This is a genomic window from Pseudosulfitobacter sp. DSM 107133, from assembly GCF_022788695.1.
Classification (GTDB): Bacteria; Pseudomonadota; Alphaproteobacteria; order Rhodobacterales; family Rhodobacteraceae; genus Pseudosulfitobacter.
This window is the reverse complement of record NZ_CP085154.1, coordinates 1,801,965-1,826,728: the sequence shown is the minus strand read 5'-3', so window position 1 is coordinate 1,826,728 and position 24,764 is coordinate 1,801,965. Positions and strand designations below refer to the sequence as shown.

26 protein-coding genes are annotated in these 24,764 nt (G+C 62.3%); 14 read left to right on the top strand and 12 right to left on the bottom strand.

Annotated elements, in window-relative coordinates; translation table 11 throughout:
• Nucleotides 1-20 precede the first annotated feature (20 nt).
• Complete coding sequence (locus DSM107133_RS08975) at nt 21-647, top strand: MarC family protein (RefSeq protein WP_114295742.1); 627 nt, start codon at nt 21-23, stop codon at nt 645-647.
• 26 nt (nt 648-673) lie between these two features.
• Nucleotides 674-1,255: a TIGR02281 family clan AA aspartic protease gene (locus DSM107133_RS08970; RefSeq protein WP_114295743.1), complete on the top strand. Its 582-nt coding sequence runs from the start codon at nt 674-676 to the stop codon at nt 1,253-1,255.
• 19 nt (nt 1,256-1,274) lie between these two features.
• Here the strand turns inward: DSM107133_RS08970 and DSM107133_RS08965 are convergent, their stop codons facing one another.
• Both DSM107133_RS08965 and DSM107133_RS08960 read right to left on the bottom strand, forming a co-directional pair.
• A complete protein-coding gene (locus DSM107133_RS08965) occupies nt 1,275-1,727 on the bottom strand; it encodes a DNA polymerase III subunit chi (protein ID WP_114295616.1) in 453 nt (150 codons plus the stop codon).
• 3 nt (nt 1,728-1,730) lie between these two features.
• Entirely contained in the window at nt 1,731-3,215 is a 1,485-nt protein-coding gene (locus DSM107133_RS08960; protein WP_114295617.1) for a leucyl aminopeptidase, read from the bottom strand.
• A gap of 202 nt (nt 3,216-3,417) precedes the next feature.
• Here DSM107133_RS08960 and lptF point away from each other — a divergent pair, with 202 nt between their 5' ends.
• From lptF to DSM107133_RS08925, 7 genes are all read left to right on the top strand, one after another.
• A complete protein-coding gene (gene lptF / locus DSM107133_RS08955) occupies nt 3,418-4,551 on the top strand; it encodes an LPS export ABC transporter permease LptF (RefSeq protein ID WP_114295618.1) in 1,134 nt (377 codons plus the stop codon).
• Nucleotides 4,548-5,645: an LPS export ABC transporter permease LptG gene (lptG, locus tag DSM107133_RS08950; RefSeq protein WP_114295619.1), complete on the top strand. Its 1,098-nt coding sequence runs from the start codon at nt 4,548-4,550 to the stop codon at nt 5,643-5,645. Before lptF ends, lptG begins: the two co-directional genes overlap by 4 nt.
• Before the next feature lies 1 nt (nt 5,646).
• Entirely contained in the window at nt 5,647-7,830 is a 2,184-nt protein-coding gene (gene lptD / locus DSM107133_RS08945) for an LPS assembly protein LptD (protein ID WP_240310702.1), read from the top strand.
• A gap of 11 nt (nt 7,831-7,841) precedes the next feature.
• Entirely contained in the window at nt 7,842-9,047 is a 1,206-nt protein-coding gene (locus DSM107133_RS08940) for a peptidylprolyl isomerase (protein ID WP_114295621.1), read from the top strand.
• Nucleotides 9,044-10,018: a 4-hydroxythreonine-4-phosphate dehydrogenase PdxA gene (gene pdxA / locus DSM107133_RS08935; protein WP_114295622.1), complete on the top strand. Its 975-nt coding sequence runs from the start codon at nt 9,044-9,046 to the stop codon at nt 10,016-10,018. The genes DSM107133_RS08940 and pdxA overlap by 4 nt, the downstream gene beginning before the upstream one ends.
• Nucleotides 10,019-10,082: 64 nt before the next feature.
• Nucleotides 10,083-10,925: a 16S rRNA (adenine(1518)-N(6)/adenine(1519)-N(6))-dimethyltransferase RsmA gene (rsmA, locus tag DSM107133_RS08930; protein WP_114295623.1), complete on the top strand. Its 843-nt coding sequence runs from the start codon at nt 10,083-10,085 to the stop codon at nt 10,923-10,925.
• 16 nt (nt 10,926-10,941) lie between these two features.
• Entirely contained in the window at nt 10,942-11,298 is a 357-nt protein-coding gene (locus DSM107133_RS08925) for a VOC family protein (protein WP_114295624.1), read from the top strand.
• 118 nt (nt 11,299-11,416) lie between these two features.
• Here the strand turns inward: DSM107133_RS08925 and DSM107133_RS08920 are convergent, their stop codons facing one another.
• The 3 genes from DSM107133_RS08920 to prfA all read right to left on the bottom strand — a co-directional run bounded on the left by DSM107133_RS08920 (nt 11,417) and on the right by prfA (nt 14,166).
• The gene (locus tag DSM107133_RS08920; protein ID WP_114295625.1) at nt 11,417-12,064 is read right to left on the bottom strand and encodes a DUF4167 domain-containing protein; all 648 of its coding nucleotides are present in this window, start codon (nt 12,062-12,064) and stop codon (nt 11,417-11,419) included.
• Nucleotides 12,065-12,277: 213 nt separating this feature from the next.
• Complete coding sequence (gene prmC / locus DSM107133_RS08915; protein WP_114295626.1) at nt 12,278-13,120, bottom strand: peptide chain release factor N(5)-glutamine methyltransferase; 843 nt, start codon at nt 13,118-13,120, stop codon at nt 12,278-12,280.
• Entirely contained in the window at nt 13,117-14,166 is a 1,050-nt protein-coding gene (gene prfA, locus DSM107133_RS08910) for a peptide chain release factor 1 (protein WP_114295627.1), read from the bottom strand. Before prfA ends, prmC begins: the two co-directional genes overlap by 4 nt.
• Before the next feature lie 62 nt (nt 14,167-14,228).
• Here prfA and DSM107133_RS08905 point away from each other — a divergent pair, with 62 nt between their 5' ends.
• Nucleotides 14,229-14,516 carry a hypothetical protein gene (locus DSM107133_RS08905; RefSeq protein ID WP_114295628.1) on the top strand — a complete coding sequence of 96 codons (288 nt, stop codon included), beginning with the start codon at nt 14,229-14,231 and terminating at the stop codon, nt 14,514-14,516.
• On the opposite strand, the gene DSM107133_RS08900 is transcribed toward DSM107133_RS08905, so the two are convergent.
• Genes DSM107133_RS08900 through DSM107133_RS08890 form a run of 3 tightly spaced genes read right to left on the bottom strand, consistent with a single transcriptional unit; the run spans nt 14,457 to nt 17,042 of the window.
• Nucleotides 14,457-14,864: a DUF1499 domain-containing protein gene (locus DSM107133_RS08900; RefSeq protein WP_114295629.1), complete on the bottom strand. Its 408-nt coding sequence runs from the start codon at nt 14,862-14,864 to the stop codon at nt 14,457-14,459. The genes DSM107133_RS08905 and DSM107133_RS08900 overlap by 60 nt on opposite strands.
• Before the next feature lie 57 nt (nt 14,865-14,921).
• Entirely contained in the window at nt 14,922-15,869 is a 948-nt protein-coding gene (speB, locus tag DSM107133_RS08895; RefSeq protein WP_114295630.1) for an agmatinase, read from the bottom strand.
• A gap of 3 nt (nt 15,870-15,872) precedes the next feature.
• Nucleotides 15,873-17,042, bottom strand: a complete 1,170-nt coding sequence (locus tag DSM107133_RS08890; protein WP_114295631.1) for a M20 aminoacylase family protein — start codon at nt 17,040-17,042, stop codon at nt 15,873-15,875.
• A 75-nt stretch (nt 17,043-17,117) separates the two neighbouring features.
• On the opposite strand from DSM107133_RS08890, the gene mazG reads away from it, so the two are divergent.
• The gene (gene mazG / locus DSM107133_RS08885; RefSeq protein WP_114295744.1) at nt 17,118-17,942 is read left to right on the top strand and encodes a nucleoside triphosphate pyrophosphohydrolase; all 825 of its coding nucleotides are present in this window, start codon (nt 17,118-17,120) and stop codon (nt 17,940-17,942) included.
• An 11-nt stretch (nt 17,943-17,953) separates the two neighbouring features.
• On the opposite strand, the gene DSM107133_RS08880 is transcribed toward mazG, so the two are convergent.
• The gene (locus DSM107133_RS08880) at nt 17,954-18,838 is read right to left on the bottom strand and encodes a hypothetical protein (protein WP_114295632.1); all 885 of its coding nucleotides are present in this window, start codon (nt 18,836-18,838) and stop codon (nt 17,954-17,956) included.
• Between the two features lie 127 nt (nt 18,839-18,965).
• Between DSM107133_RS08880 and DSM107133_RS08875 the strand changes: the two genes are divergently transcribed.
• The 3 genes from DSM107133_RS08875 to DSM107133_RS08865 are packed head-to-tail and all read left to right on the top strand — an operon-like array spanning nt 18,966 to nt 21,817.
• The gene (locus DSM107133_RS08875; RefSeq protein ID WP_114295633.1) at nt 18,966-19,907 is read left to right on the top strand and encodes a nucleoside hydrolase; all 942 of its coding nucleotides are present in this window, start codon (nt 18,966-18,968) and stop codon (nt 19,905-19,907) included.
• Nucleotides 19,904-20,353: a GNAT family N-acetyltransferase gene (locus DSM107133_RS08870; protein ID WP_114295634.1), complete on the top strand. Its 450-nt coding sequence runs from the start codon at nt 19,904-19,906 to the stop codon at nt 20,351-20,353. Before DSM107133_RS08875 ends, DSM107133_RS08870 begins: the two co-directional genes overlap by 4 nt.
• 45 nt (nt 20,354-20,398) lie before the next feature.
• Nucleotides 20,399-21,817, top strand: a complete 1,419-nt coding sequence (locus DSM107133_RS08865) for a protein adenylyltransferase SelO (protein ID WP_114295635.1) — start codon at nt 20,399-20,401, stop codon at nt 21,815-21,817.
• A 77-nt stretch (nt 21,818-21,894) separates the two neighbouring features.
• On the opposite strand, the gene DSM107133_RS08860 is transcribed toward DSM107133_RS08865, so the two are convergent.
• From DSM107133_RS08860 to DSM107133_RS08850, 3 genes are all read right to left on the bottom strand, one after another.
• Nucleotides 21,895-22,770 (bottom strand): DMT family transporter, encoded by an 876-nt coding sequence (locus tag DSM107133_RS08860; RefSeq protein ID WP_114295636.1) that lies wholly within the window; start codon nt 22,768-22,770, stop codon nt 21,895-21,897.
• A 66-nt stretch (nt 22,771-22,836) separates the two neighbouring features.
• Nucleotides 22,837-23,745: a hypothetical protein gene (locus DSM107133_RS08855; protein WP_114295637.1), complete on the bottom strand. Its 909-nt coding sequence runs from the start codon at nt 23,743-23,745 to the stop codon at nt 22,837-22,839.
• Between the two features lie 196 nt (nt 23,746-23,941).
• Nucleotides 23,942-24,550, bottom strand: coding sequence for a LysE family translocator (locus DSM107133_RS08850; protein ID WP_114295638.1), 609 nt, complete (start codon nt 24,548-24,550; stop codon nt 23,942-23,944).
• Between the last annotated feature and the right edge of the window lie 214 nt (nt 24,551-24,764).

Here is a 24,764-nt window from a genome sequence, read left to right as displayed (position 1 = left end):
CCGCCGCGAGAAAGACCATGATGATCGACACCGCCTTTCTGATCACCGCCTTTGTCACCATGTTCGTGGTGATCGACCCGCTGGGCATGGCCCCGTTGTTCGTGGCTCTGACCCAGGGCATGACCGCAGCACGCCGTCGCGCCATTGCCGTGCGCGCTTGTGTCACCGGTTTTATCTTGCTGCTGGCCTTTGCCGCCTTTGGTGAAAAACTGCTGGGTTTCATTGGCATTTCCATGCCTGCATTCCGCGTTGCGGGGGGTATCCTGTTGTTCATCACCGCTCTCGACATGCTGTTCGAACGGCGCACCAAACGGCGCGAGGACACATCCGAGGATCACGGCGACGATCCGTCAATCTTCCCGCTTGCCATTCCGCTGATCGCCGGGCCGGGTGCGATTGCTTCGGTGATCCTGCTGACCGGCCAGCAACCGGGGCTCGCGGGTCTGGGTATTGTGGCCGGCATCACGCTGGCGGTTCTGCTGGTGGTCTTTGTGTTGTTTCTGGCCTCTGGCCTGCTGGAACGGGCGTTGGGCAAGACCGGCATCACCGTCGTGACCCGCCTGCTGGGCATGTTGCTGGCGGCGCTGTCGGTTCAGTTTGTTCTGGACGGCCTGCGCGCCTTCAGTTTCTACGAAGGGCTTGGCTAGGCCGCTGATCTGCATATATTCAGATGATGGATACTTTTGACACTGGACGGCTGATCTATCTTGTACTGCTTTTGCTGATGATCGTCGGCTGGGGCGTGGCATCGGGGCGCCAATCCATGAACAAGACGCTGCAATATGCCGCCGTTTGGGGGTTTATCATTCTGGGGGCCGTCGCCGCCGTGGGCCTGTGGGATGACATTTCGCGCACTGCATTGCCCTATCAGGCCACGGTCGTTAACGAAAACACCATCTCGGTGCCGCGCAGCCGCGATGGCCATTATTACCTGACCTTGCAGGTGAACGGGGCCGATATCCGCTTTGTCGTCGACACCGGGGCCACCGATATCGTGCTGTCGCAAGCCGACGCCAAGCGCGCAGGGCTCGACGTTGCCGATCTGGATTATTTCGGGCGTGCCGGCACCGCCAACGGCGAAGTTTCAACGGCGTCGGTGCGGTTGCAAAGCGTGGCGCTGGGCCCCATCGTAGACCATAATATTTCCGCAGTCGTGAATGGCGGCGAGATGAACGGATCGTTGCTGGGCATGGGCTATCTGCAACATTGGGGCAACATCTCGATTGCGCGCGATACGCTGACGTTAACCAGATAAACTTGGACCTCTAAGCGGTTCAGGTTTCGGCTTTTTTCTCCCATCGACCGGATTCTTCCGACCAATATTGGGCCGCAGCACCCGCGTCTTTCAACCGTTTCCACTGACTGCGTGCGCTGTCCAGCGCCTCGGGATCATAGCCGTCGAACAGGATACAGACACGCTCCATGCGCGCCACTTCCTCGGCGCTGACCTCGGCCCCGTCAACCGCCATGATGCAGGTGGCCCCGTTGGGGCAATCGCCCTGTGTGGTCAGCAGGATCGGCTGGGCCGCGTCATGCGCGCCCCCTGCCATCCCGTGCGGCACAAACCCCTGTCCCAGCCACAGCCGGTCATCCAGATGCGCCATGCGCGCCACCTCGCGCCCGCGCACGGCCACGCGCCAGCCCGCGCCACGCGCCTTGCCCAGCAGCATGGCCAAGGTGTCCTCCATCGAGCGCTGGGTCAGGTGGTAGAAATAGGCGGCTCCCATGGGTTACTTGCCTTCGCACATGTCCGAAACCAGCCGGTTCAGCGCCGCAACACCCCAGCCCGTCGCGCCCTTGGGGGCCAGTGCCGTTTCTGATGTAACCGAGGCGACACCTGCAATATCAAGGTGGATCCAAGGCGTCTCATCCTTGACAAACCGTTTGAGGAACTGTGCCGCAGTGATCGACCCCGCAGGGCGTCCGCCCACGTTTTTCATATCGGCAATGCGGCTTTTCAACTGGTCGTCATAGGCCTGTCCCAGCGGCATCCGCCACGCACCTTCGTTTTCGGACTGCGCCGCTTTCAGGAACGCATTGCACAGCGTATCGTCGTTGGAAAACACACCAGCGTTTTCATGGCCCAGACCGATGATGATCGCGCCGGTCAGCGTGGCCAGATCAATCATGCCCGTCGGTTTGAACCGCTCTTGCGCATACCACATCACGTCGCACAGAACGAGACGCCCCTCGGCATCGGTGTTGATCACCTCGATGGTGTCGCCCTTCATCGAGGTCACAACATCGCCGGGGCGCACGGCATTGCCCGAGGGCATGTTTTCGACCAGCCCGACCAGCCCGACGACGTTGGCCTTGGCCTTGCGCAGCGCCAGTGCGCGCATCACACCGGCCACAACGCCCGCGCCGCCCATGTCCATGGTCATATCTTCCATACCGGCCGCGGGTTTCAGGCTGATACCGCCGGTGTCAAACACCACACCCTTGCCAACCAGCGCCAGCGGCGCGTCGCCCTTGGTGCCGCCGTTCCACTGCATGACAACCACTTTCGACGGGCTGTCAGACCCCTGCCCCACACACAAAATCGAACCCATTCCAAGGCTTGCAAGCTGATCTTCATCCAGAATCTCAACCGTCAACCCGATCTCTTCCATCGCCATCAGACGGTCGGCAAATTCAGTGGTGGTCAGAACGTTGGCCGGTTCGTTCACCAGATCGCGGGTAAAGAATGCGCCCTCGGCCACGGCCATCAGCGGCGCGGCGGTGGTCTGCACCTCGTCGGGTTTGGCGCACATGACACGCACCGCGCCCTCGGCAGGTTTGGCGTCGCTCTTGTGGGCGTTAAAGCTGTAGTCGCGCATCGCAAGGCCAAAGCCCAGTTCGGCGGCGTGGCGCATACTGGCGGCACAGACCAGCATATCGGCCCGGCCCCGCACCTTGGCCAATGCGGCGCCGGCTTTGCGGGCATCAGCCACCGACGGGCGACGCGACAGGCACACAACGTCCACCGCCTCGGCGGCCATCCCTGCAGGCACCGCCAATGTGGTCAGACCGCCCTGTTTCAGGTCGGTAAACGCCTGGCTTTCCACCAGCCGCGCCAGCGCGCCTTTGGTCAGCTTGTTGATGCGACGGCCTGCGGTGTCCAGCTTGCCATCCGCTTCCAGCACCACGGCAACGCGCCCTGTGGCTGCGGCCAGCGCGTCAATGTCCAGTGCCTCAAAGGTGACTTGGGTCATCGGTGTCGGTCGGGCGGTCATGGCGCATCCTTTCGGGGTGTTTTGGAATATCGGTTGCGCAACTGTTAGCGCGGGCGTCCAGCCATGGCCAGACCACGCCGTACACAGTACAGGCACCAAGCCGCCAAAGGCACAAATCTGGTATAATTACAGGTTCCCCACCGCGAAACCTTGGGGTAAGTTGCTGCCAACTTTGCAAGACCATGCGCAACCGGGGGGTTATGTGGCCAGATTCGACAGGTATATGCTGTCGCAGTTCCTGCTGTTGTTCGGCTTTTTCGCGCTGGTGCTGGTGGCTGTGTTCTGGATCAACCGCGCCGTGGTGCTGTTCGACCGTTTGATCGGTGACGGGCAGACGGCGCTGGTGTTTCTGGAATTCACCTCTCTCAGCCTGCCCAAGCTGATCGTGACTGTGCTGCCAATCGCAACCTTTGCCGCGTCGGTCTATGTCACCAACCGCCTGTCGGGCGAATCCGAACTGGTGGTGATGCAGGCCACCGGATCGGGGCCCTGGCGTCTGGCGCGGCCGGTGCTGGTCTATGGGCTGATCGTGTCGGCGATGATGACCCTGCTGGCGCATGTGCTGGTGCCTGCGGCCCAAGGCCAGCTGAGCATCCGCGAAGCCGAAATTTCGCGCAACGTCACCTCGCGCCTTTTGACCGAGGGCACCTTTTTGTCCCCTGCCGAACAGGTCACCTTTTACACCCGCGCAATTGGCGAGGACGGCGTTCTGCGCGATGTGTTCCTGTCCGACCGGCGCAATCCGGCGCAACGGGTGATCTATACCGCCGCCGAAGCCTATCTGGTGCGCAACGACGCCGGCACGACCCTGATCATGGTTGACGGTCTGGCGCAGCGGCTGAACACAAAGGACAACAGGCTGTCGACCGCCAGGTTTCAGGACTTTTCTTTTGATATCAGCAAACTGGTCAGCAGTGACACCGAAGTTACCGGCTCGATCCGCAACATGAGCACGCTGGCATTGTTGACCGACTGGGACCGCATTGCCGACGAAACCGGCGCGCGCAATGGTGACATCGCAGAAGAGGTTCACAGCCGCTTTGCACAGCCATTGTTCTGTATCGTTGCGGCGCTGATCGGCTTTGCCACCTTGATGGTTGGCGGCTATTCACGCTTCGGTGTCTGGCGCGAGGCGGTGATTGCCTTTGGGCTGCTGATTGCCATTGACGGGCTGCGCAGCACCTTTGCGCAGATGGTGCTGGTCGACGCAAGCCTGTGGCCAACCATGTACCTGCCGTCCCTTCTGGGCGCGCTGCTGATCGCCGGTTTTCTGACCCTCGCCGCCAAACCGGGACTGTTGCGCCGTCGCAAAGTGCAAAGGGTAGCCGCAACATGATCCTGCATTTTTATTTCGCGCGCCGCTTTGCGATGGCCTTTGCAATGCTCACAGCGGTGTTTTTTGCACTGGTGGCTTTGGTTGACCTGATCGAACAAACACGCCGGTTTGCCGATTTTGACGTCAGCCTGACCGACCGCATCGGCCTGACGCTGCTGCACGCGCCCGAAACCATCAACCAGATCCTGCCGCTGATCATGATTCTGGCCACGGTGGTCTTGTTCATCGGACTGGCGCGCAGCTCGGAACTGGTGGTGACCCGCGCGGCAGGACGCTCCGCCTTGCGCGCACTGGCGGCCCCGGTGGTGGTGGCGCTGGTGATTGGCGGGCTGGCGGTCACGATGCTGGGGCCGATCGTGGCGGCCACGACCAAACGCTATGCAATCCTGTCAGAAGAATATCGCAACGGCGGGCGCGCGGCGGTGTTGGTATCGGGCGACGGTGTGTGGTTGCGTCAGGGTGGTGCCGAGGGCCAGACGGTGATCCGCGCGGCACGTTCGAACGCGGATGCCTCGGTGTTGTACGATGTAACTTTTCTGGAATATGCCCCCCAAGGCGGCCCACAACGCCGTATCGAAGCCCGCAGTGCGGCCCTGGGCAACGGCGCATGGGCGCTGCGCGATGCCAAGGTCTGGCCGCTGACCGGCAGCGTCAACCCCGAGGCCAGCTCGGAAAGCCATGCGCTGTTACAAGTGCCCTCGACCCTGACACTGGAGCGTATCCGCGAAACCCTTGGGTCGCTTGGCGGCGTGTCGATCTGGAACATGCCTGCCTATATCGACCAGCTGGAGCAGGCCGGATTTTCCGCCCGCCATCAGGTCGTTTGGTTCCAGTCGGAGCTGGCGCGTCCGCTGTTCCTGATGGCGATGGTTCTTGTTGCCGCGGCCTTCACCATGCGGCATACCCGATTTGGGGGCACCGGAACGGCGGTGCTGGCAGCAGTGCTTTTGGGGTTCGGTTTGTATTTCATTCGCAGTTTCGCACAGATTCTCGGCGAGAACGGGCAGATCCCGGTGGCCTTTGCCGCATGGGCACCACCCGCGGCGGCAATTTTTCTGGCCCTCGGGCTGTTGCTCCATGCCGAGGACGGCTGAGGTGGCGCGCAAACTGACCCATATCCTGTTGGCGGCAACGCTGCTGGGCACGCCAATGGTGACACCGCTGTCAGCGCAAACCCTCGGCACCGCACAGACCGCCAGCCCGGCAATGCTTGTGGCCGACGACATCACTGTGACCCGCGACCGCGTGCTGACCGCGCGCGGCAATGTTGAAGCGTTCCAGGGCAACACCCGCCTGCGCGCCGCTGCGATCCGCTATGACGAAAAAACCGGCGCGCTGGTCATCACGGGCCCGATCACCATTCAAGACGGTGACGACGTGGTGATCGTGGCCGATCAGGCCGAGCTGAGCCGCGATTTGCAAAACGGTCTGTTGACAGGCGCGCGCATGGTGCTGAACCAGCAATTGCAGCTGGCCGCAGTGGAAATGAACCGCGTTGGTGGCCGCTATACACAGCTTTATAAAACTGCCGTGACCTCGTGCCATGTCTGCGACGACGGCCGCCCGCCCCTGTGGCAGATCCGCGCCCGCCGCGTGGTGCACGACAAGCAAGAGCGCCAGCTGTATTTCGACGATGCGCAATTTCGCATTGGCAACGTTCCCGTCTTTTACTTGCCGCGCCTGCGCCTGCCCGATCCGACGCTCAAGCGTGCCTCGGGGTTCATGATCCCGTCACTGAACAGCGATACGCAGCTGGGCACCGGTATCAAAGTGCCCTATTTCATCAAGATCGGCGATCACCGCGATCTGACGCTGACCCCCTATCTGACGAGCCGCACCAGAACCCTGGAATTCCGTTATCGTCAGGCGTTCCGCACCGGGCGTATTTCGTTCGAAGGGGCGCTGTCCGACGACGACCTTCAGGTCGGTGACACCCGTGGTTACCTGTTCGGGACCGGCCGGTTCGATCTGCGCCGCGACTTTGTCCTGACCTTTGACATCGAAGCGACCACAGATGATGCCTATCTGACGGATTACAGCTATTCTGACAAAGACCGCCTGGACAGCGCCATCGAAATTGCGCGGGTCCGGCGCGACGCATACGTCAGCTTCAGCTATACCAACTTTCGCAGCCTGCGTGTGAGCGAAGACAACGACACCATTCCAACCAATGTGTTCGATGCGACCTTTGAAAAACGTTTTTTCCCGCGTGCGATGGGGGGAGAGTTGCGATTTGGCGCCAATGCCCACGCCCATTACCGCAGCTCTGACGTTGATACCGATATCAATCTGGACGGCATCGCAGACGGGCGCGACGTGCAGCGTGTTAACGTGCAGGCGGAATGGCTGCGCAGCTGGACCCTGACAGGCGGCGTGCGCGCCGAGGCCTCCTTGGGAGTCGAGGCCGATGCCATCAACGTCGCGCAAGACAGCGTTTTCACCAGCAGTGACGCAGGCCTGACACCGCAGGCACAGCTGACGCTGCGCTATCCGCTTGTGCGCCATGGCGGTGACGGCACAACGCAGCTGCTGGAACCGATCCTGCAAGTGGGCTATGTCGGCGGCAGCGACCTGATCGTACCAAACGAAGAAAGCACCCGCGTCGAGTTCGACGAAGGCAACCTGTTGTCACTGTCGCATTTTCCGCGCCCGGACAGGCGTGAACGCGGTCTGGCAGCTGCTTACGGCGTGAACTGGTCGCGCTTTGACCCTGCCGGATGGGAGGCGCGGCTGACCTTTGGACAGGTGGTGCGCCGCAACAATGAACCCGACTTTTCCGAAACCTCTGGCCTATCCGGCACCACCTCGGACTTTCTGCTTGCCGGACAATGGAAAACCCGCAACGGGCTGGCGCTGACCGGGCGGACGGTGTTCAACGAAAAATTCGACGTGGCCAAGGCCGAGCTGCGTGGCGACTGGATCGGCAAGCGCATGACGATGGGGGGCAGCTATGCCTGGCTGGGCCAGGACCTGGCCGAAGACCGCGCCCTGGCTGTGTCCGAGCTGACGCTGGCGGGCACCTATGACCTGAACCGGAATTGGACTGCCAGCGCCAACTGGCGCTACGATCTGGTCGACGACCGGTCTGCCTATGCAGGAGCCGGACTGACCTATTACAATGAATGTGTGTCGGCGAAATTCTCTGTGAGCCGCCGGTATAGTTCCTCGACAAGTGTTGAGCCCTCGACCAATCTGGGCTTTACAGTGTCCTTGCGGGGCTTCTCGGTCTCGCAAGGCACGGAAAAATACGTTAGATCATGCGGAAAGCGGGCGAAATGAGCGGGAAAACGATGAAAAACATTGGACTGGCTTTGGCCGTGGCCGTCACAACGGCCCTGCCCGTGGCAGCGCAAAACCTATTCGCCCCCGTGGCCAAGGTTGACGACAGCGTAATCACCGAATTCGAAGTACAGCAACGCGTGCGCTTTCTTCAGGTGCTCAATGCCTCTGGTGCCACCCGCGAAAGCGCGATCGATGCGCTGATCGACGACCGGCTGCGCCTGAACGCAACGCAAGATGTCGGTCTGGTGCTGACACCCGAAGGGTTGGCCGAAGGGTTGGCCGATTTCGCAGGCCGCGCCAATCTCAGCACCGATGAGTTTGTCAAGGCACTGGAAGGTGCCGGGGTCGCAGGCGAGACATTCCGGGATTTCGTGCGTGTCAACCTGGCGTGGCGCGAACTGATCCGGGGCCGTTATGGCAACCGGGTGCAAATCTCCGAGGCCGAAATCGACCGCGCCATGTCTGTTACCAGCAGCGCGGGCGGTATCCGCGTGCTGATCTCCGAGATTATCATCCCCGCACCGCCCAACGAACAGGCCGCCGCGATGGCACGCGCCGAACAGGCCGCCGCCAGCACATCCGAGGCCGAATTCTCAAGCTACGCGCGCCGCTATTCCGCCACGCCGTCGCGTGACAACGGTGGCCGGTTGAACTGGGTTGACCTCAGCACCCTGCCGCCCAGCCTGCGCGGCGTGCTTTTGGGCCTGACACCGGGCGAGGTGACCGACCCGCTGCCGATCCCCAATGCTGTTGCCCTGTTCCAGCTGCGTGACATTCAGGAAACCGATGCGCCCAGCCCCGAATATGCCGCCATCGAATATGCCGCCTATTACATGGCCGGTGGCCGCAGCGCCGCAACACTGGCGCGTGCGGAAAAACTGAAATCCCAAGTGGATGTATGCGACGATCTTTATGGCGTGGCCAAGGGGCAGTCGCCCGAGGCATTGGAGCGTGGCAGCAAGGCGCCCGCCGACATTCCGCAGGACATCGCCTATGAACTGGCCAAGCTGGATCCGGGCGAAGTGTCCACCGCGCTGACCCGCGCAAATGGCGAAACGCTGGTGTTCCTGATGATGTGCGGACGCACGGCCGCCCTGAACGAGAATGCGAGCCGCGAGGATGTTGCGTTGCAACTGCGCCAGCAACGTCTGTCGGGCTATTCCGACAGTCTGCTGGAAGAATTGCGCGCCGACGCCCGCATCAGCCGCGAATGACCCGCGCGCCCGCGCTGCCGGTTGCGATCAGCTGCGGTGAACCTGCGGGGATCGGGCCCGAAATTGCGGCCAAGGCCTGGGCCGCCTTGCGCGGCGACGTGCCGCTGTTCTGGATCGGTGATCCGGCCCACCTGCCCGCCGATGTGCCCTTTGTGACCATTGACGACCCCGCCCAGGCCGCCGCCGCGCTGCCCCGTGGCCTGCCGGTTCTGACCCACAGCTTTGCGGCCCCGAACACCGCAGGCACCGCCAACCCCGCCAATGCCCAAGGGGTGATCGACGTGATCGCGCGCGGTGTGGAACTGGTGCAGTCTGGACAGGCCTCGGCCCTTTGTACCGCCCCTATTCACAAGAAGGCCCTTCAAGACGGCGCAGGCTTTGCCTATCCCGGTCACACCGAATATCTGCAAGCGCTGGCAGGGGCCGACCGCGCTGTGATGATGCTGGCCTCGGAACAATTGCGCGTGGTGCCGACAACCATTCATATCGCCCTGAGTGACGTGCCACAGGCGCTGACCCCCGACCTCCTGCGCGACACCATCCGCATCACCGCTGACGGCCTGCGCAGCCAGTTCGGCATCGCGCACCCCCGCATCGCGGTCGCAGGGCTGAACCCGCACGCAGGTGAAGGCGGCGCAATGGGGCACGAAGAAGTCGACTGGATTGCCAGACTGGTCACCGAGATGGCCGGCGAAGGCTATGACCTGCGCGGCCCCCTGCCCGCCGACACCATGTTCCATGCCACCGCCCGCGCCCGCTATGACGCTGCCGTGTGCATGTATCACGATCAGGCGTTGATCCCGATCAAGACACTGGATTTCGACCGCGGCGTGAACGTAACGTTGGGCCTTCCTTTCATCCGTACCTCGCCTGACCATGGCACGGCATTCGACATCGCAGGCACCGGCGTCGCCAATCCCTCCTCGATGATCGAAGCCCTGCGCATGGCCCACCAGATGGCCACCGCATGAACATTCTTTTGGCGATAAATATCCCCGCCGGAGGCATAAAATCTCTGCCCACCAAGGCCACCGCATGAGCACCATCGACAATCTTCCGCCCCTGCGCGAGGTCATCACCACCCACGAGTTGCGTGCCCGCAAATCGCTGGGACAGAACTTCCTGCTCGACCTGAACCTGACCGCCAAAATCGCGCGACAGGCTGGTGATCTGACAGGCTGCGACGTGTTGGAAATCGGCCCCGGCCCCGGTGGTCTGACACGCGGACTGCTGTCCGAAGGCGCGCGCCGCGTGCTGGCGATCGAAAAAGACCCCCGCTGCATGCCCGCGCTGGCCGAGATAGCCGCCGCCTACCCCGGCCGTTTGCAGGTGATCGAAGGTGACGCGCTGGACATCGACCCGCTTACGCATCTGACACCGCCGATCCGCGTGGCGGCCAACCTGCCCTATAACGTCGGCACCGAACTTCTGGTACGCTGGCTGACCCCCAAGGACTGGCCACCCTACTGGCAATCGCTGACCCTGATGTTCCAGCGCGAGGTGGCGCAGCGCATCGTGGCCGAGCCGGGGTCCAAGGCCTATGGCCGTCTGGCGCTGCTGGCGCAGTGGCGCGCCGATGCACAGATCGTGCTGAACCTGCCCCCCGAGGCCTTCACCCCGCCGCCCAAGGTTTCTTCTGCCGTGGTGCATCTGACAGCGCTGGCCGAACCGCGCTTTCCCGCCGAGGCCGCCGTATTGAACCGTGTTGTCGCCGCCGCCTTCAACCAGCGTCGCAAAATGCTGCGCGCTGCGCTCAAGGGTGTCGCCCCCGACATCGAAGACCGCCTGCACGCCGCAGGCATCAAACCCACCGAGCGGGCCGAACAAGTGTCGCTGGAAGGGTTCTGCGCACTGGCCCGCGCAGTCGCCGCTCCATAGCTCCATCAGGCCCCCTATGACCGTCAAACGCATCGTCGCAAACATCGCAGCCACATCGGTTGACGCAGTCCAACGTTTCTACGCCGAGGTCTTTGACATGCAGGTCGTCATGGATCACGGCTGGATCGCGACCATGGCCACGGGCAACGCCGCGCCCGTCCAGATCAGCATCGCCACCCAGGGTGGGTCGGGCACGGCGGTGCCGGATCTGTCGATCGAGGTCGAGGACGTCGACGCGCTATATGACCGGGTCACTTCGCTGGGCTATGTGATCGAATATCCGCTAACCGATGAACCCTGGGGCGTGCGCCGGTTTTACATGCGCGACCCCACGGGCAAGCTGTTGAACATTCTGTCGCATCCAGACGGTTAAGCCTTGCCGTCGACCCGTTCGGGCCGCGCAATACCAAAACCCGGAACCGACAGCATCCCCAACAAGAAAGGGCCCCGCACCGATGCGAGGCCCTTTTCAATTCCGTAGACCTTTGCCGTTACTCGGCGGCTTCCGGTGTGCTGCCACCATCGCCCTGTGCGCCGGATTCTGCGGCGGGGGCGTCGGTGTCTTTTGGCTTTTCAACGGGTGCCTTGGGCTTGCGGCGTGCGCGCGGCGCCTTGGGCTTGGGCGCGCTTTCGGGTGTTTCCACCAGACCGCTGTCACCTTCGTTTTCGATCACATCGGGCTGTGATTTCGGCTGCACATAGGGCTGCGGATCCTGCCCGCCATCACCGGCAGGAGCTTTGGCTTGCTGTCCGCCGCCACTGTTCGCTTCGCGTTCCTGACGCTCGTTACGCTCGCGGTCACGTTCGGCCTGACGGTCACGCTCGGCCTGGCGCTCGCGGTTCTGGCGTTCCTGCTCTTCGCGCTTGGCATCAATTTCGCGCTGTGCTTCGCTCAGCAGACGCAGATAATGCTCGGCGTGTTGCTGGAAGTTTTCGGTTGCCACGCGGTCACCCGAAAGTTGCGCATCGCGCGCAAGCTGGTTGTATTTGTCGATAATCTGCTGTGGCGTGCCGCGCACCTTGCCTTCGGGGCCAGAGCTGTCGAACACACGGTTGACAACGTTGCCGCCACCCCCGCCATTGTTCGTGCTGCGGTTGCGCGTGTTCTTGGACCGGGACCGGGATCTCGAAGATTTCATGAAATAGCTTAGCCTTGTTATGCCTATCGCTGCAGTTACGGATTGCGCGACATGCGCCTTCATTGTCCGATTAATGCGATGTGTTGGGCTTGACGCCGAGCGGGACCACCAAAAAGGTATCCACCGCTGCAACACCCTTGAATAAACATGCGAATGGCGACGGGACAAGCATTAATTGCCTGGCTGCGTCACTTTTCCACGGTTTGTGCGACTTCACGCCTGCTTTGGCGGTATTCTGGCGCAAATAACACGGTCGCGCCCGTCCAGATCGGGCATACAGATCACCTGTTGCCAGCCCGCTGTATAGAATATCTCGACCACGTCGGCGGCCTGTGTCCAGCCAATTTCGCAGATCAGCCGCCCGCCAGACGCCAGATGCGCAGGCCCCATCGCCGCCAGAACGCGATAGGCTGTCAGCCCGTCGGCCTCGTCGGTCAGAGCCATGCGCGGTTCATGATCCCGCAATTCAGGAGCCACATCATCCATTTCCTCGGCCGCCAGATAGGGCGGGTTCGACACGATCAGATCATAGTGCCCCCGCACATTGCCAAACCAGTCCGACTGGATCACCTCGGCCCGCGCATTGACCTCGTGCAGCACCGCATTGGCGCTGGCCTGCAAACAGGCGGCTTCGCTCAGGTCGGTGCCGGTGCCAACAGCTGTCGTGCGCTCGGCCAGCAGGGTCACCAGAATACAGCCCGAGCCTGTGCCAATGTCCAAAACGCTGGCAAAGGGCTCGGCCAGCGCCGCCTCGATCAGGGTTTCGGTCTCGGGGCGCGGATCCAGAACATCGCTGCTGACCTTGAAACGGCGGCCATAGAAGGCACGTTCTCCGATCAGATGGCTGACCGGAACCCGCACCGCGCGCAGGCTGACCAGCGCCTCATAGCGTTCGGCGATTTCGGGGGCGATGTCTTCGGGGGCAATCAGGGTGACGCGGGCCGCATCCACCTGTGCTGCATGGGCCAGCAACAGCCGCGCATCGCGCGCGGGGTCAGGCACCCCGGCCGCGCGCAGCCGCGCAGTTGCCGCCGCCATCGCCTGAGCGGCGGTCATTGTCCCATCTCGGCCAGCAAACGGGCCTGATCGTCGGCCCGCAGCGCGTCGATCACCTCATCCAGGTCGCCCTGCATCACCGCGTCCAGCTTGTACAGCGTCAGGTTGATCCGGTGGTCGGTCATACGTCCCTGCGGGAAGTTATAAGTGCGAATACGTTCCGAGCGGTCACCTCCGCCTACCTGCGCCGCACGGTCGGCACTGCGTTCGCTGTCGATCCGGTTGCGTTCCATGTCATACAGCCGTGCGCGCAGCACCTGCATGGCCTTGTCGCGGTTGCGGTGTTGCGATTTTTCGGAACTGGTCACGACGATTCCGGTGGGAATATGGGTGATACGCACGGCAGAGTCGGTGGTGTTGACGTGCTGCCCGCCTGCCCCGGACGAGCGCATGGTGTCGATGCGGATGTCGTTCTGGTCGATGTGAATATCCACATCTTCCGCCTCGGGCAGCACCGCCACGGTCGCCGCCGAAGTGTGAATCCGCCCGCCGCTTTCCGTTGTCGGCACCCGCTGGACGCGGTGCACGCCGCTTTCGTATTTCATCCGCGCAAAGACGTTGTCGCCCTTGATGTGAGCTACAACTTCCTTGATCCCGCCCAGCTCGGTTGCCTGTTCCTCGATAATGTCAAAGCCCCAGCCCCGCGCCTCGGCATAGCGCATGTACATCCGCAACAGATCGCCCGCGAACAGCGCGGCCTCGTCACCGCCCGTACCGGGGCGGATTTCCAGCATCGCAGGTTTCGCATCTGCCGCATCACGCGGCAACAGCGCCAGTTGCAACGCAGCCTCTGCATCGGGCAGCGCCGCCTTCAGGCGCGGCAGCTCCTCGCGCGCCAGATCGGCCATTTCGGGATCATCCAGCATCTCGCGGGCATCATTCATGTCGCTATGCAACTGGCGATACAGCGCAATCTGTTCGACCACAGGGCGCAAATCGGAATATTCCTTGGCCAGCGCCGCAATATCGCCACCCCCCGCAGACATCGCGGCTTCGAGGTATTCAAACCGCTCGGTGATTTGCTGGAGACGTTCTGAGGGGATCATGGGTATTCCATCTGATATTGAATGGCTTTGGTCAAGACCAAGGACTGTGCTAGGCTGGCATTATGATACGTGCAACCGCAGTTGTCCTGCTTATTGCAGCACCTGCCTTTGGAGATGTCAAAACTCCGGGGGGCAAGGTGATTGACTGCTTTTGCACCGACACCTCCGGTACGCGGATCGAGCTGGGCGATACCATCTGCCTGCAGGTCGACGGGCGCATGTTCATGGCACAGTGCCAGATGTCGCTGAACGTGCCGATGTGGCGCGAGGTGCAAAAAGGCTGCCTTAGCTCATCCTTGAACAGTGGCCAGCAACCCCTTCAATCTTTTGGCATTTACCCCCATATCTGACGACCCGAACCGCGACCGCGCCAGTATGCGCACCTGTCCGTCGACCTGTTCGATCGTGGTGTAATCGGGAAAGCCCACCGTGGGCGTGCGCGTCACATAGGTGATGCGCCCCTCGGCCACCGATCCGGCCAGAACTGCGGTGCGCGGCAGCGCCCGCATCGCCGCATCCAGCCGCGCCAGCAGTCCGTCGGTGGCGGGCATCACCCGCACGGCGCCGTTGCCGAAATCCTTGTCCTCGGTCGCCGAAACCGGCTGATTCCACCGTGCCGCATCAGAGGGCGCCAGCCGCACATAGGCCACCGCAGCCCCCGCCAGCACGACCACAAGGGCCACTATCCAGAATAACATGCGCACCCATCCTCTTCTCTGGTTCAAAATATATCCCCCGCGGAGCGTCCCCAAGGCTCAACGATACGCAACGCCCGGCAGGACGCACAACAGCTCGAACAGAATATTCGCCCCGGTCAGCGCCGTATTGCCGGAGGTGTCATAGGGCGGGCTGACCTCGACCAGATCACAGCCCACTATGTTCAGGCCCTTTAACGCACGGATCAGCTGCATCGCCTGTGGTGTGGTCAGCCCGCCAATTTCGGGCGTGCCGGTGCCGGGGGCATAGGCCGGGTCAAGGCTGTCGATGTCATAGGTGACATAAACCGGCGCGTCGCCGATGTCGCGCCGTATTTCCGCACCCAGCGTGTCCAGCGGGCGGTGCCACAGCTCGGACGCCTGCCATTGCTGAAAGCCCCAGCCCTGCGCCTCGGTAAAATCGGTGGCCGCATAGCCGGTGCCGCGCAGGCCGACCTGATAGACCTTTTGCGGAATAATCAGCCCTTCCTCGTAGGCGCGGCGGAACACGGTGCCATGGGTCTCGCGCTCGCCAAACATCTCATCGTTGACATCGGCATGGGCATCCACATGCACCAGCGCCACGGGACCGTGGCGTTTGGCAATCGCGCGCAGGATCGGCAGGGTGATCGAATGATCACCGCCAATGGCCATGGGCATCACATCATACCTGAGAAGTGCGTCGTAACTCTCTGCAATAATACGCAAACTGTCCGACAGGGAAAAGGTGTTGATTGCCAGGTCGCCAATATCCGCGACTTGCAGACTGTCAAAGGGCGCGGCACCTGTTTGCACGTTATAGGGCCGGATCATCGCGCTTTCTGCACGCACCTGTTTGGGACCAAACCGCGTGCCCGACCGCCACGAAGTGCCAATGTCCATCGGCACGCCCAGCACGCAGACATCCAGCCCCTTGAGGTCATTGACCGAGGGCAGACGCATAAAGGTGTTCGGGCCGGAAAAACGGGCCAGATCATTGCCGCTGACGGGTTGGTTTCTGGGGGTCATAGGTTACGCCCCCTTCACTGGCTGCGCCGTCTCGACCAGACGCGCAAAAAACGATGCGCCCACCGGCGCGGCTGCGTCGTTGAAATTGTACTCGGGGTGGTGCAGCCCCGCACCCTCACCAATGCCCATAAAGAAATAGGCGCCGGGGCGGGCCTCCAGCATATAGGCAAAGTCTTCGGCGCCCATGTTGGCGGGGCTGTCCACGTCCACCGCCGCGTCACCCGACACATCGCGCGCGGCACGGGCCGCAACTTCGACACCACGCGCGTGGTTGACCGTGGGGGGATAGCCGCGCACATAATCGACCTTGGCACTCAGCCCGAAACTGGCTGCCTGCCCTGCGACAATCTCGTTCATCCGCCGCTCTGCCAGATCGCGCATTTCGGGCGTGAAGGTGCGCACCGTGCCGTTCAGATAGGCAGTTTCGGGGATCACGTTATCAACCGTACCGGTGTGGATCTGTGTGACCGACACCACAAGCTGTTGCCCAGCCTCGATATTCCGGCTGACGATGGTTTGCAGCGCCTGCGTGATCGACGCCGCACAGACCACCGGATCAACCGAATCTTGCGGCTGCGCCCCGTGGCCACCGCGCCCCGTCAGGTGAATGTGAAACGTGTCCGCCGCCGCCAGCAGCGGGCCGGATCGGGCGTGAAACGTGCCCTCGTCAAAGCCGGGGACGTTGTGGATGCCATAGACCTCGCCGATGTCGAAAGTGTCCATGATCCCCTCTTGCACCATCGCCTCGGCGCCGCCGGTCGCTTCTTCGTCGGGCTGGAAGATCAGCGCCACGCGGCCCGCGAAATTGCGCGTCTCGCACAGATATTTCGCGGCCCCCAGCAGCATGGTGGTGTGGCCATCGTGACCACAGGCGTGCATGCGCCCCGCGTGGGTGCTGGCATAGGGCAGCCCCGTCGCCTCGGTGATCGGCAAGCCGTCCATATCGGCGCGCAGACCAATGGTCGGCCCCGCGCCCTGCCCGTTGATGATCGCCACGATACCTGTTTCGGCAAATCCTTCGTGAATCTCGTCGACACCGAATTCACGCAGCCGCTCGGCCACAAAAGCCGCCGTCTTGTGACAGGCGCGGCCCAGTTCGGGAATGCTGTGCAAATGCTGCCGCCACTGCGCCATTTGCGGTGCGAAATCGGCGATACGGTTGACGACGGCCATTGGGTGGACTCCTTGGGAAATTTGCGGCTTGGTGCATCTGACACCGAAGTGCTGCGGGCTGCAATGGGGGCTGAAATGACCAACGACCTGATCCACGACGAAACAGCGGGGATCGAACGTTTGTTAGAGATCATGCGCCGTCTGCGCGATCCCGAAACCGGCTGCCCGTGGGATATCGAGCAGGATTTCGACAGTATCGCGCCCTATACCATCGAAGAAGCTTACGAGGTCGCCGATGCCATAGAACGCCGCGACTGGTCCGAGTTGGAGGGCGAATTGGGCGATCTGCTGCTGCAATCGGTCTATCACACCGCCATGGGCGAGGAAGCGGGGCATTTCACCTTTCAATCGGTGGTGCGCAACATCAGCAACAAGATGGTGACGCGGCACCCGCATGTGTTCGGTGAAGAAAGCCGCGACAAATCCGCCGAACAGCAAACGGTGGATTGGGAGGCGATCAAGGCGCGCGAGCGCGCGGGCAAGGCACAGCGCGGCACGCTGGACGGGGTGGCCATTGGCCTGCCTGCCCTGATGCGGGCGGTCAAGCTGCAAAAGCGGGCGGCGCGTGTGGGCTTTGACTGGCCCGACACAGGTCAGGTGATCGACAAGATCACCGAAGAGGCCGGCGAACTGGTCGAGGCCCGCGAGACGTTGAGCCACGCCGAGGTCACCGAAGAATACGGCGATCTGTTGTTTGTCATGGCAAATCTGGGCCGCCATCTGGGTGTCGACCCCGAAGAAGCGCTGCGTGCGGCCAATGCCAAGTTTACACGGCGGTTTGAAGGGGTCGAACGGCGTCTGGCGGATATGGGCAAAACGCCGGATCAAAGCGATCTGGCCGAAATGGATTCGCTGTGGGATGCAGAGAAGGCTGCCGAGAAGGCGCAGAAGCCTCAGTAACCAAAACTCTGTTAAGCCAGCGTAACGCCCGCCATTGCATCAATCCGTGCCAGATCATCCGCATAGCGTTGGGTCAGCACTGCCACCTCGGCATCCGAAAACGCCGCAAACCCGTGATCGGTCCGGTCATTGGCATGGTCTGCTATCACTGCCTTCCATTGCGCGCGCGTCAATTCCGCACCCGCACGATACCGTGCCTGCAACGCCAGCAGTGCCGCATCGGTCGCGCTCAGGTTCACCACCTGCTGCGGTTCGACCAGCGGCAGCCCTGCCACCCCCGACACCAACATCTGCAACGCGTCAACGCTGCTGCCGCGCCGCGCGTAGGGCACCACCAGAAACCGGTCGGGTTGCAGGATATCGCGCATGGCCGCAACAATCTCGGGCCAGCCGCGATCCATCGCCATAAACATGGGCCGCAAGGCGTTGAAATCATCCACCTTGTTGTCTTCCGCCCGCTTGCGAAAGCCCGAGACATACAACTGGTCATAGGGCCGCAGCACGAACAAGACCCGCGCAACCCGCCCCCGCAGCCCCGCCTTTAGCGCCATCAACCGCGCCGCACAGGCAGGATAAAAGCGTCCTTGCGAAAAATGCATCATGCGCCCGGGAATATTCTCCTCTGACAGGATCAGCGGGCGCGCAGGATCGGGGCTGTGCGCAGTCACGGCCTCGGCCACACGGTCGGCAAAGCGCTGGGTGCTGCCCGTACCATGTCGCGGAGCGGGCAACCGCAACCCCAGCGTTCCGGTCGGAATGCCGTCGCGCCCCGGATAGGCCAGATCGTAGCCTGCCCCGTGCAGCGCATCCCGATTGTCGTGCAGGCACATCTGGAACGACGACGTGCCCGTCCGGTGGGCGCCCGCATGGAGGAAAAAGGGTTTCTCGTCAGCCATCTCACAGCGATACGCGGCGCAGGCGTCTTTACGCAAGGCTCCGCCGGCCCCTCTGGACATCGCGCCCCCCAATTGCGACTGTCGCGCAACGCCAAAGGGCGGATATTTTCAAGACCAAGGACCCGCCATGCCCCCCCGCAAAATCATCATCGACACCGACCCCGGACAGGACGACGCCGTGGCGATCCTGCTGGCACTCGGCAGCCCTGACGAGATCGACGTGCTGGGCATCACGGCTGTTGCCGGCAACGTGCCGCTGGCGCTGACCGAAAAGAACGCGCGTATCATTTGCGAACTGGCCGGACGGCCCGACCTTCCCGTCTATGCCGGTTGCGACCGCCCGCTGGGCCGTCCACTGGTGACGGCAGAGCACGTGCATGGCAAGACCGGACTGGATGGCCCGTCGCTGCCTGATCCAACCATGCCCCTGCAAGAGCAGCACGCGGTGGATTACATCATCGACACGATCCGCGCCCATGAGGCGGGCACCGTTACCCTGTGCCCGCTGGGGCCGCTGACCAACATCGCCACGGCCCTGCAACGCGCGCCGGATATTGCCGAAAAGATCCAGCAGATCGTGTTGATGGGCGGTGCCTATTTCGAGGTGGGCAACATCACCCCGGCGGCTGAATTCAACATTTACGTTGACCCGCAAGCCGCTGATATTGTGTTTAACTCTGGTATCGACATCGTGGTGATGCCACTGGATGTGACGCACAAGGCACTGGTCACAGCCGAACGCAACGACGCATTCCGTGCCCTTGGCACGCCGGTGGGCATCGCCGTGGCGCAAATGACCGAATTCTTTGAACGGTTCGACAAGGAAAAATACGGCAGCGCCGGTGCGCCCCTGCACGACCCTTGTGTCACCGCCTATCTGATCCGCCCCGACCTGTTCTCGGGGCGTCACGTCAACGTGCAGGTCGAGACCACCTCCGAGCTGACCATGGGCATGACCGTCGCCGACTGGTGGCGCGTCACCGATCGTGCGCCCAATGCCACCTTTATCGGGGATCTGGACGCCGATGGCTTCTTTGCCCTGCTGACAGAACGGATCGCACGACTATGAGCGCCGCACTCACCCTGGCCACCTCGGACCATCTGGATGCTCTGCTGGCGCTGGTTGAACGCTTCCACGACGAGGAAGGTATCGACAGCACGCCCGACAGCCGCCACGCAGGCGTCGCCCCGTTGCTGGACGGCATCCCGCACGGGGCCGCCTATCTGATCGGCCCGCCGCGTGCGCCCATTGGTTATATCATCATCTGTTTCGGCTGGTCGGTCGAATTTGCGGGCATGGACGGGTTTGTTGATGAACTCTACATCCGCCCCGGTGTGCGCGGGCGCGGTGTGGCGACCGAGGTGCTGATGGCCCTGCCCCGTGCGCTGGCCCAGGGTGGCCTGAAAGCACTGCATCTGGAAGTGGATACCACCAACGACACAGCGCGACGCCTGTACAAACGGGCCGGATTCAAAATGCGCGACGGCTATCACCTGATGACACAGATGCTTTAGAAGCCTGCCTCTGGCATCCCGACCGATCCGTCATATGTAAGGGGTATGACTTTGCACATTCCATTCGACAACACCTATGCCGCCCTGCCATCGGGCTTTTACACCGCACAAGCGCCCACAGCGGTCAAGGCGCCCGAGCTTCTGGCCTTTAACGCGCCGCTTGCCGACGAGCTTGGCATCGACGCGCCCGATGCGGCTGAAATCGCGGCCGTCTTTGCCGGCAACACCGTTCCAGATGGCGCGGCCCCGCTGGCGCAGCTTTATGCAGGCCACCAGTTCGGCAGCTTCAACCCGCAACTGGGCGACGGGCGCGCGCTGTTGCTGGGCGAGGTGATCGACCAGAGCGGCACCCGCCGAGACATCCAGCTCAAGGGGGCCGGTCCCACGCCCTATTCGCGCATGGGCGACGGACGCGCCTGGCTGGGGCCGGTGCTGCGTGAATATGTGGTCTCCGAGGCGATGCACGCGCTGGGCATCCCCACCACCCGCGCGCTGGCCGCCGTTGCCACGGGCGAGCCGATCTGGCGCGAGCAAGGCGCGTTGCCGGGTGCCGTACTGACCCGTGTGGCCGCCAGCCACCTGCGCGTCGGCACCTTTCAGGTCTTTGCCCATCGCGGACAGATTGACGAACTGAAAACCCTGACCGACTATGCGATTGCCCGCCATTACCCGCAGGCCGATGGCCCCATGGGTCTGCTTTCCGCCGTCTGTGCCGCTCAGGCCGAGCTGATCGCGGCGTGGATGTCCGTAGGGTTCATCCACGGCGTGATGAACACAGACAACTGCGCCATTTCGGGCGAAACCATAGACTATGGCCCCTGTGCCTTCATGGATGCCTATGACGAGGCGCGCGTGTTCTCCTCGATCGACCAGCAGGGCCGCTATGCCTTTGGCAACCAGCCGCGCATCGCCGTGTGGAACTGCGCGCAACTGGCCACGGCGCTGATCCGCCAGATGGAGGACATGGACGCCGCCGTCGAGACAGCCACAACAATCGTGCACGCCATGCCCGGCCAGCTGCAAGCCGCCTGGCTCAAACGGTTCGGCGCAAAGCTGGGGCTTGAAAACCCCACGCCCGAGGATCAACCGCTGATCGAAGACCTTCTGACCCTCATGCAATCAAACGGCGCGGATTTCACCAACACATTCGCCGCCCTCGGCACTGCAACGGCCCAGGACCAGTTCAGCGACCGCGCCGCCTTCGAAGCATGGAACACCCGATGGCAGACCCGCAAGGCCTCCGAAACCGATGCAAATGGCCTTATGGCCCGCGCCAATCCCCGCATCATCCCGCGCAATCACCGGATGGAACAGATGATCGAAGCGGCCGTTGCAGGCGATATGACCCCGTTCCAGAACGAACTCACCGCACTGGCCACGCCCTTTGATCCCGCCACGAACCCCGACCTGATGCGCCCGCCAACACAACGGGAAATCGTGCCCGCAACCTTCTGCGGCACCTGACCCTTTCTTTTGGCGTCAAATATCCCGGGGGACGGCCAAAGGCCGGGGGGGCAGCGCCCCCGCCCCGACCGCAGAGCCTATTTCCGGTTGATCAGGTAGATCCCCGCAGCCACCAGCAACAAGGCAGCCCAAATCGTCCAGCCCGCATGTTCACCCAGCAGCAACCAGCCCAGAATCACCGCAAACACCGGCGACAGAAAGCTGAACGAAGCCACCGAGGATGCAGGATAAACAGTCAACAACCAGAACCACGACAGATAGCCGAAGCTGGCCACGGCAAAAATCTGGAACGTCAGCCCCCACATATGGATCGGCAGCACATCACGCATCAAGTCGCCAAAGAAAGGCGCCGCAAGCAACAACACTGGTGCCGAGATGATCAGTTGCCACAGCAATTGCTGTTCGGGCGGCACGCGGGTCAACGGCGTTACGCGTACACACAGCGCAATCCCGGCCCAACACAACGCAGCCGCCAGCGCCAGCAGATCACCCACCAGAGATGCCTGCCCGTTGCTGCGGTCCAGCAGCGCCAGCGCCACACCCGCCATCGCCAGCACCATCCCGATCACGCGCACAACACTCAGCCGTTCCGCTGGCAGCAACACATGCGCCGCCAGTGCCAGCCACACCGGCATGGAATAGAAAATGATCGACACGCGCCCCACGGTGGTCAGGTCAAGAGCGATAAAAAGACATAGGAATTCAACGGAAAACAGCACCCCTGAGGCGATACCGCCCGCTATGCTGCTGCGCGGCAGCGCAAACGACACGCCCCGCGCCTTCATCCAGACCAGCAGCACAACCGCGCCACCCACCGAACGCAAAGCGGCCAGAAAAACGGGGCCAAAGCCGCCATTGGACACTTTGATAACAACCTGGTTGAAGCCGAGATTCAGCGCAAACAGGATCAGCGCAACGGCGCCGAAAGTATCTATATGCGTCTTGCGATCCATAGCAGCCAGCAAGCGGTGCGCCTGCCCCAAAGTCAATCGTGCCGCTACGGCGCTTTGCCGGACTTCTTATGATCCGCCGGGGCTGTTCAGGAATATACTGATCTGCCGCACGATCTGCGCGTGGATATGCGCGCGCGTTTCGGGGGCAGTTGCGCACAAAGCAGGATCGCCCCCGTCTTCGGCCAGAATTGTCGCACCCGCCGGCGTACAGACCGCAAAAGCATCAGAAACCTGCGCCCCGGCAAGCAGGGTTTCTTTTACGCGCGGGTTTTCAAGTGGCAGCAAATACGGATCACCCAGCGACACCAGCAGTGTCGGGATGGAAATTGATTCGGCATCGGGTAACAACGCTGTGGCGTATTCGGTGCTGATCGCGACGGCGGATGAGATACGCGCATCGCGCGCGGGCTGGGCAAACGCCTCATGATCGACCTGATCCAGGGCGACGTTCTGCGCGGCAAACCATGCACAATCGGGCACGTCCGCCCGTGTTTCGCTGCACGACTGAACATAACGGCCCATGTCCGGCGTCGCCCCGGCGACGGAAAGGCTTGCCGTACCGCCAAGCGCGAATCCCACGACGGAAATCTGCGCTGTGTCGATGTGTTCCGCCCATTCCGGGCTGGCCAGCATGGTGTCCAGCGCGCGGCTGATATCGCGCGGGCGTTGCCAGATCTCGTCCACCGCAACTGCCGCAGTATTGGGCCGTGGTGCACTGATTTCAACGGTGATGGCCCCCGCCCGCGCCAATGCCGCGCTGAGCCATGCGCCGGAATCGGCAGCCGAGCGCAACCCACCATGAGACACCAGCACCAGCGGGTAAATCCCCGTCGCCAACGGGCCGTCGGACACACCGCGCACGCCTGTAAAAACAGCATTGCCCGCGATTTCCGCGTCCGTGCTGCCAGCAGAGGGATACCAGACCGTCAGCGCAAGCGGGCGTTCCGGGACGGTTTTGTCCAGTATTTGCGACACGCCACGTGCCGTCTGTGCCAGACAGGGGGATGCGCATAGACCGAGAAGGACGAGAACAAGATATTTCACAACAAATCTTACCCGTATGAAGTCATTTCCATTCGGGTGCAGGAAACGCATCAATGCTCTGGTCGTAAAGCAGAAAAATGGTCGCGCCGCGCGGTTGCGACGCTCTTTCTATACTGAAGTGTCTCGTTTAGCCGGCGACAGCCAGCTTTGCGCCCAAAAGCCCGAAGGTGCCCGCAAAGCTGCGCTTGATCCATGTCATCACCGATGGTCTCTGGATCACATAGTCGCGCGCAAAGGCAGCAAAGGCGCCGTAGGCTACGAACACCACGAATGTCATCGCCATGAACACCCCTGCCAGCCCCACAAGCGCGGTGGTGGCATTGGGGGCGTCATGGGCGATGAACTGCGGCAGGAAGGCCAGGAAGAACAGCGACAGCTTGGGGTTCAGGATGTTGAGAAGCACACCCGAGGTCGCTATCCGCGCATAGCTGGCGGGTTCGGCATTCTCGGAAACATCCATGACGGATTTATCGCGCAACAGCTTCCACGCCATGTAGAACAGATAGGCCACGCCCAGATATTTGATCACCTGAAAGGCCAGCGCGCTGGTGTGCAAAAGCGCCGCCAGCCCGATGATGCTGGCCACGGCTGCGGGCACGATACCCACCGTGCACCCCACCGCCGCCGCGACACTGGCCCGAAACCCCCGCCCCAGACCGATGGCCAGCGTGTAGATGACGCCGGTTCCGGGCAGCAGGACCACGACCAGCGAGGTCAGAAAGAATTCAAGTGACATATGGTAACTCCATTTGGGAGCAGCTTTGCGGGATGACAGTGTTGGGTCAATGGTTACTTTGCCAGTGAGGGTTCTGATTGGACATGACTGCATAGTTATCAAAAGAAATTTCACCACAGAGAGGCTGACGGTGCTGCGCACCTTGTTCCGGGCTTTGGTGCTAAGCCCGCAGTTCAATGACCCGGCTACCAATGGGCGCCATGCCACTCGACGC

Bases quoted from the DNA above. Each gene is read 5' to 3' on its own strand.
- DSM107133_RS08975 (WP_114295742.1), top strand. From the start codon at position 21: ATGATCGACACCGCCTTTCTGATCACCGCCTTTGTCACCATGTTCGTG.
- DSM107133_RS08970 (WP_114295743.1), top strand. From the start codon at position 674: ATGGATACTTTTGACACTGGACGGCTGATCTATCTTGTACTGCTTTTG.
- DSM107133_RS08965 (WP_114295616.1), bottom strand. From the start codon at position 1,727: ATGGGAGCCGCCTATTTCTACCACCTGACCCAGCGCTCGATGGAGGAC.
- DSM107133_RS08960 (WP_114295617.1), bottom strand. From the start codon at position 3,215: ATGACCGCCCGACCGACACCGATGACCCAAGTCACCTTTGAGGCACTG.
- lptG (WP_114295619.1), top strand. From the start codon at position 4,548: ATGATCCTGCATTTTTATTTCGCGCGCCGCTTTGCGATGGCCTTTGCA.
- DSM107133_RS08940 (WP_114295621.1), top strand. From the start codon at position 7,842: ATGAAAAACATTGGACTGGCTTTGGCCGTGGCCGTCACAACGGCCCTG.
- pdxA (WP_114295622.1), top strand. From the start codon at position 9,044: ATGACCCGCGCGCCCGCGCTGCCGGTTGCGATCAGCTGCGGTGAACCT.
- rsmA (WP_114295623.1), top strand. From the start codon at position 10,083: ATGAGCACCATCGACAATCTTCCGCCCCTGCGCGAGGTCATCACCACC.
- DSM107133_RS08925 (WP_114295624.1), top strand. From the start codon at position 10,942: ATGACCGTCAAACGCATCGTCGCAAACATCGCAGCCACATCGGTTGAC.
- DSM107133_RS08920 (WP_114295625.1), bottom strand. From the start codon at position 12,064: ATGAAATCTTCGAGATCCCGGTCCCGGTCCAAGAACACGCGCAACCGC.
- prmC (WP_114295626.1), bottom strand. From the start codon at position 13,120: ATGACCGCCGCTCAGGCGATGGCGGCGGCAACTGCGCGGCTGCGCGCG.
- prfA (WP_114295627.1), bottom strand. From the start codon at position 14,166: ATGATCCCCTCAGAACGTCTCCAGCAAATCACCGAGCGGTTTGAATAC.
- DSM107133_RS08905 (WP_114295628.1), top strand. From the start codon at position 14,229: ATGATACGTGCAACCGCAGTTGTCCTGCTTATTGCAGCACCTGCCTTT.
- DSM107133_RS08900 (WP_114295629.1), bottom strand. From the start codon at position 14,864: ATGTTATTCTGGATAGTGGCCCTTGTGGTCGTGCTGGCGGGGGCTGCG.
- speB (WP_114295630.1), bottom strand. From the start codon at position 15,869: ATGACCCCCAGAAACCAACCCGTCAGCGGCAATGATCTGGCCCGTTTT.
- DSM107133_RS08890 (WP_114295631.1), bottom strand. From the start codon at position 17,042: ATGGCCGTCGTCAACCGTATCGCCGATTTCGCACCGCAAATGGCGCAG.
- mazG (WP_114295744.1), top strand. From the start codon at position 17,118: ATGACCAACGACCTGATCCACGACGAAACAGCGGGGATCGAACGTTTG.
- DSM107133_RS08880 (WP_114295632.1), bottom strand. From the start codon at position 18,838: ATGGCTGACGAGAAACCCTTTTTCCTCCATGCGGGCGCCCACCGGACG.
- DSM107133_RS08875 (WP_114295633.1), top strand. From the start codon at position 18,966: ATGCCCCCCCGCAAAATCATCATCGACACCGACCCCGGACAGGACGAC.
- DSM107133_RS08870 (WP_114295634.1), top strand. From the start codon at position 19,904: ATGAGCGCCGCACTCACCCTGGCCACCTCGGACCATCTGGATGCTCTG.
- DSM107133_RS08865 (WP_114295635.1), top strand. From the start codon at position 20,399: ATGACTTTGCACATTCCATTCGACAACACCTATGCCGCCCTGCCATCG.
- DSM107133_RS08860 (WP_114295636.1), bottom strand. From the start codon at position 22,770: ATGGATCGCAAGACGCATATAGATACTTTCGGCGCCGTTGCGCTGATC.
- DSM107133_RS08850 (WP_114295638.1), bottom strand. From the start codon at position 24,550: ATGTCACTTGAATTCTTTCTGACCTCGCTGGTCGTGGTCCTGCTGCCC.